Below are 6,867 nucleotides of genomic sequence, written 5' to 3' on the forward strand. Positions count from 1 at the left end.
CGGCCCGGCGCGGGCCCTGTGCGGGCCCACGGGGGTCAGACGTTGAAGCCCAGCGCGCGCAGCTGCTCGCGGCCCTCGTCGGTGATCTTGTCGGGGCCCCACGGCGGCATCCAGACCCAGTTGATCTTCAGGTCGTTGACGATGCCGTCGGTGGCCGACTTCGCCTGGTCCTCGATGACGTCGGTCAGCGGACACGCCGCCGAGGTGAGCGTCATGTCCAGGGTGACGACGTTGGCGTCGTCGATGTGGATGCCGTAGATCAGCCCGAGGTTGACGACGTCGATGCCCAGCTCGGGGTCGACGACGTCGTAGAGGGCCTCGCGGATCTCCTCCTCGCTCGCCGGCTTCGCCGTCATCACTTCTGCGTTGTCGCTCATGCGGACTCCCTGACCGCGCCATCGCCCAGTGCCTGGGCGGTGGCGTCCTTCCACGCCATCCAGCTCAGCAGCGCGCACTTGACGCGCGCCGGGTACTTGGAGACTCCGGCGAACGCGACCGCGTCCTCCAGGACGTCCTCCATCGCGTCGTCGGGCTCCAGCTTGCCCTTGGACTGCATCAGCTCCAGGAAGACCTCCTGGACCTTCACGGCCTCGTCGACCCGGCGGCCGACGAGCAGCTCGTTGAGCACGGAGGCGCTGGCCTGGCTGATGGAACAGCCCTGGCCCTCATAGCTGATGTCCTGGATGGACGCGCCGTCGAGCTTGACACGCAGCGTGATCTCGTCACCACACGTCGGGTTGACGTGGTGCACCTCGACGTCACCGTCACGCAGGCCGCGGCCGTGCGGGTTCTTGTAGTGGTCCAGGATGACTTCCTGGTACATCGAATCCAGCTTCACAGGCTTCGCCGTCCCGTCCCTCAGCCGAAGAAGTTCCGTACGTGCTCCAGCCCCTCGACCAAGGCGTCGACCTCGGCCGGCGTGGAGTACAGATAGAACGACGCTCGCGTGGTCGCGGGAATTCCGTACCGCAGGCAGACCGGCCGAGCGCAGTGGTGCCCGACCCGTACCGCGATGCCCTCCTCGTCGAGGACCTGGCCCACGTCGTGCGGGTGGATGTCGCCGAGCGTGAAGGAGATCGCGGACCCGCGGCCCTCCGGGGTGTCCGGACCGATGATCTTGAGCCCGGGCACCTCCTTCAGCCGGCGCAGCGCGTACTCGGTGATCGCGTGGTCGTGCGCGGCGATCCGCTCCATGCCGATCGCGCTCAGGTAGTCCACCGCGGCGCCGAGGCCGACGGCCTGGGCGATCGGGGGCGTACCCGCCTCGAACTTGTGCGGCGCGGGCGCGTACGTCGACGACTGCATGGAGACGGTCTCGATCATCTCGCCGCCGCCCAGGAACGGCGGGAGGTCCTCCAGCAGTTCCTGGCGGCCCCACAGCACCCCGATACCGGTCGGGCCGAGCATCTTGTGCCCGGTGAAGGCCACGAAGTCGGCCTGCAGCGCCTGCACGTCCAGCACCATGTGCGGCGCGGCCTGCGAGGCGTCGATCAGCACCAGGGCGCCGACCTCCTGCGCGCGGCGTACGATCGCCTCGACCGGGTTGATCGTTCCCAGGATGTTGGAGACCAGCACAAAGGAGACGATCTTGGTCTTCTCGGTGATGACCTGCTCGAGGTCGCTCAGATCGAGCCGGCCGTCGTCGGTCAGGCCGAACCACTTCAGCTTCGCCCCGGTGCGCTGCGAGAGCAGCTGCCACGGCACGATGTTGGAGTGGTGCTCCATCTCCGTGATGACGATCTCGGTGTTCTGGTCCACGCGGTAGGGCTCGTCGGCCCAGCCCAGCATGTTGGCGACCAGGTTCAGCGACTCCGAGGCGTTCTTGGTGAATATCACCTCGTCGCGGCTGGGGGCGTTGATGAAGGTCGCGATCTTGTCGCGGGCTCCCTCGTACAGCGCCGTGGCCTCCTCGGCGAGCGTGTGCACACCGCGGTGGACGTTGGCGTTGTGACGCTCGTAGTACTCGCTGAGGGCGTCAAGGACCTGGCGCGGCTTCTGCGAGGTCGCGGCGTTGTCCAGGTAGACGAGCTTCTTCCCGTCGTGGACCAGGCGGTCCAGCACCGGGAAGTCCTTGCGGATCGCCTCGGTGTCGAGCAGGCCCGGCAGCTGCAGTGTCACGCGGAAGCGCCTCCCTTCACATAGGCCTCGTAACCCTCGGCCTCCAGCTTGTCCGCCAGCTCCGGGCCGCCGGACTCGGCGATCCTGCCCGCGGCGAAGACGTGGACGTGGTCGGGCTTGATGTAGCGCAGGATCCGGGTGTAGTGGGTGATCAGCAGGGTGCCGACCTCGCCGCTCTCCCGCACCCGGTTGACGCCCTCGGAGACGATCCGCAGCGCGTCGACGTCCAGGCCGGAGTCGGTCTCGTCGAGGATCGCGATCTTGGGCTTGAGCAGTTCGAGCTGGAGGATCTCGTGGCGCTTCTTCTCACCGCCGGAGAAGCCCTCGTTGACGTTGCGCTCGGCGAAGGCGGGGTCCATGTGCAGGCGCTCCATGGCCTCCTTGACCTCCTTCACCCAGGTGCGCAGCTTGGGGGCCTCGCCGCGGATGGCGGTGGCGGAGGTGCGCAGGAAGTTGGAGACCGAGACGCCGGGGACCTCGACGGGGTACTGCATGGCCAGGAAGACACCCGCCCGCGCCCGCTCGTCGACGGACATGGCGAGCACGTCCTCGCCGTCCAGGGTCACGGTGCCGCCGGTGACGGTGTACTTGGGGTGGCCGGCCAGCGAGTAGGCCAGGGTCGACTTGCCGGAGCCGTTCGGACCCATGATGGCGTGGGTCTCGCCCTGCTTCACGGTCAGGTCGACACCGCGGAGGATCTCGCGCGGACCGTTCTCGGCCTCGACGGAGACGTGCAGGTCGTGGATCTCAAGCGTTGCCATGGGTGTCTCAGGACTCCTGGGTGACGGAGACGAGCACATCGTCCCCTTGGATCTGAACGGGGTACACGGGAACGGGCCGCGTCGCGGGCAGCCCGGACGGCTTTCCGGTCCTCAGGTCGAAGGAGGAGCCGTGCAGCCAGCACTCGATCTGGCAGTCCTCCACCTCGCCCTCGGACAGCGAGACGTTCGCGTGGGAGCACACGTCGTGGATCGCGAACACCTCGCCCTCGGTGAGCACGAGCGACACCGGCACGCCGCCGAGCTCGACACGCTTCGGCGCGTCCGGTTCGAGTTCGCTCAGCGCGCAGGCGCGGACGAAGCCTTCAGCAGTGGTCATACGACGGACGCCTCCAGCTCCGCGTCGATCTTCTCCAGGAGGCGCTCCTCCAGGTCGGCCAGGCCGATCTGCTGGATCAGCTCGGCGAAGAAGCCGCGCACGACCAGTCGGCGGGCCTCGTCGGCCGGGATTCCCCGGGCCATCAGGTAGAACAGCTGCTCGTCCTCGAAGCGGCCGGTGGCCGAGGCGTGCCCGGCGCCGACGATCTCGCCGGTCTCGATCTCCAGGTTGGGGACCGAGTCGACCCGGGCGCCGTCGGTGAGCACCAGGTTGCGGTTGAGCTCGTAGGTGTCGGTGCCCTCGGCCTCGGCGCGGATGAGCACGTCGCCGATCCACACCGCGTGCGCGTCCCGGCCCTGCAGCGCGCCCTTGTACGCCACGTTCGACCGGCAGTGCGGCGTGTCGTGGTCGATGAACAGGCGGTGCTCCTGGTGCTGGCCCTCGTCGGTGAAGTACAGGCCGTACAGCTCGGCCTCGCCGCCGGGGGCGCCGTAGACGACCCGCGGGTGCAGGCGCACCACGTCGCCGCCGAAGGTGACGACCACGGACTTGAAGGTCGCGTCACGGCCGACCAGAGCGGTGTGCTGGGCGGCGTGCACGGCGGTGTCGTCCCAGTCCTGGACGGACACGACGGTCAGCTTGGCACCGTCGCCGACCAGGAACTCGACGTTGGCCGCGAGGGTGGCGTCGCCGGTGTGGTCGATCACCACGACCGCCTCCGCGAAGGCGCCGACCTCGACGACCTGGTGGCCGAAGGCCACGCCCCCCTGTCCGTGCACGGAGATCCGCACCGGCTCGGTGAGCACCGCGTCCTTGGGGATGGAGACGACCCCGGCCTTCTCGAAGGAGCTGTAGGCCTGGGCGGCGACGCGGTCCACCGGCTTGCCGGCCTTGCCGACCCGGGCGTCGTCCCGGCCGACCGTCTCGACGGTGACACCCTCGGGGGCGCTCACCTCAACCTTGACGCCGCCGGTGGCGACGGCGGTGCCGTCGTGCAGGCCGCGCAGCCGCTCCAGCGGGGTGAAGCGCCACTCCTCCTCGCGGCCGTGCGGCACGGGGAAGTCGGCCACGTCGTACGAGGCGGGCGCGCTCACTCGGGCGTCCCGCGGCTGGCCGACCTGGATGGCGCCCTCGGTGGTGGCACCGGCCGCCGGGATGGTTTCAGCCATGGCTGTCTTACTGCCTCTTTCTGCCTATGTGTGTTCGCTCGCCTCCGGGCGCCTGGTCCTTCCCGGTGTCGCCGGGAAGGACCCGTGCCGACACTCCTCGACGCCGCGCTCCCTACCCTCGGGATCGCCAGGTCTCGTCGCTCATCGGCGTCGCGCGCCCTTCGGCTCGCTCACGGCCCTGCAGGGGCAACGGGTTCGTGGTGGACGAAAGCAGCCGGGCGTCAGCCGACCGCCCCCTCCATCTGCAGCTCGATCAGCCGGTTCAGCTCCAACGCGTACTCCATGGGCAGCTCGCGCGCGATCGGCTCCACGAAGCCGCGGACGATGGTCGCCATCGCCTCGGTCTCCTCCAGGCCGCGGCTCATGAGGTAGAAGAGCTGGTCCTCGCTGACCTTGGAGACGGTCGCCTCGTGGCCCATCGACACGTCGTCCTCGCGGACGTCCACGTACGGGTAGGTGTCCGAGCGGGAGATGGTGTCCACCAGCAGCGCGTCGCAGAGCACGTTCGACTTCGAGCCGGCGGCGCCCTCGCCGATCTCGATCAGTCCGCGGTAGGAGGTGCGGCCACCGCCGCGGGCCACCGACTTGGAGACGATCGAGGACGAGGTGTTCGGCGCCATGTGCACCATCTTCGCGCCGGCGTCCTGGTGCTGGCCCTCGCCCGCGAAGGCGATCGAGAGGGTCTCGCCCTTGGCGTGCTCGCCCATGAGGTAGACGGCCGGGTACTTCATGGTCACCTTGGAGCCGATGTTGCCGTCGACCCACTCCATCGTCGCGCCCTCGTACGCCACGGCGCGCTTGGTGACCAGGTTGTAGACGTTGTTCGACCAGTTCTGGATCGTCGTGTAGCGGCAGCGGCCGCCCTTCTTCACGATGATCTCGACCACGGCGCTGTGCAGCGAGTCCGACTTGTAGATCGGCGCGGTGCAGCCCTCGACGTAGTGGACGTAGGCGTCCTCGTCGACGATGATCAGCGTCCGCTCGAACTGGCCCATGTTCTCGGTGTTGATCCGGAAGTAGGCCTGCAGCGGGATCTCGACGTGCACGCCCTTCGGCACGTAGATGAAGGAGCCGCCGGACCACACCGCGGTGTTCAGCGAGGCGAACTTGTTGTCACCCGCCGGGATGACGGTGCCGAAGTACTCCTGGAACAGCTCCGGGTGCTCCTTGAGCGCCGTGTCGGTGTCGAGGAAGATCACGCCCTGCTCCTCCAGGTCCTCGCGGATCTGGTGGTAGACGACCTCCGACTCGTACTGCGCCGCCACACCCGCGACCAGCCGCTGCTTCTCCGCCTCGGGGATGCCCAGCTTGTCGTAGGTGTTCTTGATGTCCTCGGGCAGGTCCTCCCAGGACTCCGCCTGCTTCTCCGTGGACCGCACGAAGTACTTGATGTTGTCGAAGTCGATGTCCGACAGGTCCGAGCCCCAGGTGGGCATGGGCTTCTTCTCGAAGAGCTTCAGGCCCTTGAGACGCATCTTGAGCATCCACTCGGGCTCGTTCTTCTTCGCGGAGATGTCGCGGACGACGTCCTCGTTCAGGCCACGGCGGGCGGCGGCACCGGCTTCGTCCGAGTCGGCCCAGCCGTACTCGTACGTGCCCAGACCCTCGAGTTCAGGGTGAGCCGTCTCCAGGGGGGCAGTCATGCGGGGTTCCTCCCGGCGTTGCTTTCGGTGGTGTCAGATGCGGTGGATCCGGACGGCGGGGCGGTCTTCGGCACGAAGGTGGTGCAGACACCGTCTCCGTGGGCGATGGTCGCCAGCCGTTGTACATGGGTGCCGAGCAGGCGGGAGAAGACCTCGGCCTCCGCCTCGCACAGCTGCGGGAACTGCTCGGCGATGTGAGCCACCGGGCAGTGGTGCTGGCACAGCTGCTCCCCGGCGGAGGCGGGCGCCTTGCGCGTGGTGGCAGCGTACCCGTCCTGGCTGAGCGCCCTCGCCAGCGCCTGTGTGCGTTCCTCGGGGCCGGCCGCCTCGACGACCGCTCGGTAGCGCTCGGCCTGGGCGGCGACCCGGGCGCGGGCGAAGGCGGACACCGCGGCGTCCCCCAGCTGCCCGCCCCCGGCGGACTCGGCGATCCAGCGCAGGGCGTCGGCGGCGAGCTGGTCGTAGGCCTGGTCGAAGGCGTCGCGGCCGCAGTCGGTCAGCGCGAAGACCTTGGCGGGGCGGCCGCGGCCGCGGTTGCCGTAGACCCGCTTCTCGCGCGGTTCGACCATGCCCTCGGCCACGAGCGCGTCCAGATGGCGGCGTACGGCCGCCTGCGTCAGTCCGAGCCGCTCCGCCAGGTCGGCGGCGGTCGAGGGCCCGTGGAGCAGGACGGAGCGGGCGACGCGGTTGCGGGTGCTCCGCTCGCCGCTCGTCTGCTCCTCCCGAACCTCGGACACGTTTTTCACAAGGCCAGTGTTGCGTAATTCATCTCACCGAGGCAAGCGGCGGTCCAGTGGGTGGATGTCCGCTCCATCACTTAGGGCAACCTAAGCTGACCT

At 68.8% G+C, this 6,867-nt stretch carries 8 protein-coding genes; all 8 read right to left on the reverse strand.

The window, feature by feature from the left end; translation table 11 throughout:
- Positions 1-35: 35 nt before the first annotated feature.
- On the reverse strand, positions 36-377 hold the full coding sequence (locus AC3ET4_RS29830) for a metal-sulfur cluster assembly factor (RefSeq protein ID WP_431954926.1): 342 nt from the start codon (positions 375-377) through the stop codon (positions 36-38).
- A complete protein-coding gene (gene sufU / locus AC3ET4_RS29835) occupies positions 374-838 on the reverse strand; it encodes a Fe-S cluster assembly sulfur transfer protein SufU (protein ID WP_431954928.1) in 465 nt (154 codons plus the stop codon). Before sufU ends, AC3ET4_RS29830 begins: the two co-directional genes overlap by 4 nt.
- A gap of 20 nt (positions 839-858) precedes the next feature.
- Positions 859-2,118: a cysteine desulfurase gene (locus AC3ET4_RS29840; protein WP_431954930.1), complete on the reverse strand. Its 1,260-nt coding sequence runs from the start codon at positions 2,116-2,118 to the stop codon at positions 859-861.
- The gene (gene sufC, locus AC3ET4_RS29845) at positions 2,115-2,879 is read right to left on the reverse strand and encodes a Fe-S cluster assembly ATPase SufC (RefSeq protein WP_431954932.1); all 765 of its coding nucleotides are present in this window, start codon (positions 2,877-2,879) and stop codon (positions 2,115-2,117) included. The genes AC3ET4_RS29840 and sufC overlap by 4 nt, the downstream gene beginning before the upstream one ends.
- A gap of 7 nt (positions 2,880-2,886) precedes the next feature.
- Positions 2,887-3,216 carry a non-heme iron oxygenase ferredoxin subunit gene (locus AC3ET4_RS29850; protein WP_431954934.1) on the reverse strand — a complete coding sequence of 110 codons (330 nt, stop codon included), beginning with the start codon at positions 3,214-3,216 and terminating at the stop codon, positions 2,887-2,889.
- Positions 3,213-4,385, reverse strand: coding sequence for a Fe-S cluster assembly protein SufD (gene sufD / locus AC3ET4_RS29855; RefSeq protein WP_431954936.1), 1,173 nt, complete (start codon positions 4,383-4,385; stop codon positions 3,213-3,215). The genes AC3ET4_RS29850 and sufD overlap by 4 nt, the downstream gene beginning before the upstream one ends.
- Before the next feature lie 221 nt (positions 4,386-4,606).
- Complete coding sequence (gene sufB, locus AC3ET4_RS29860) at positions 4,607-6,028, reverse strand: Fe-S cluster assembly protein SufB (protein ID WP_431954938.1); 1,422 nt, start codon at positions 6,026-6,028, stop codon at positions 4,607-4,609.
- Positions 6,025-6,774, reverse strand: a complete 750-nt coding sequence (locus tag AC3ET4_RS29865; protein WP_431954940.1) for a helix-turn-helix transcriptional regulator — start codon at positions 6,772-6,774, stop codon at positions 6,025-6,027. The genes sufB and AC3ET4_RS29865 overlap by 4 nt, the downstream gene beginning before the upstream one ends.
- Positions 6,775-6,867 lie beyond the last annotated feature (93 nt).

The organism is Actinacidiphila sp. bgisy167 (assembly GCF_057707665.1).

Excerpts from the sequence above, each read along its gene's own strand:
- AC3ET4_RS29830 (WP_431954926.1), bottom strand. The coding sequence starts at position 377 with ATGAGCGACAACGCAGAAGTGATGACGGCGAAGCCGGCGAGCGAGGAG.
- sufC (WP_431954932.1), bottom strand. The coding sequence starts at position 2,879 with ATGGCAACGCTTGAGATCCACGACCTGCACGTCTCCGTCGAGGCCGAG.
- AC3ET4_RS29850 (WP_431954934.1), bottom strand. The coding sequence starts at position 3,216 with ATGACCACTGCTGAAGGCTTCGTCCGCGCCTGCGCGCTGAGCGAACTC.
- sufD (WP_431954936.1), bottom strand. The coding sequence starts at position 4,385 with ATGGCTGAAACCATCCCGGCGGCCGGTGCCACCACCGAGGGCGCCATC.
- sufB (WP_431954938.1), bottom strand. The coding sequence starts at position 6,028 with ATGACTGCCCCCCTGGAGACGGCTCACCCTGAACTCGAGGGTCTGGGC.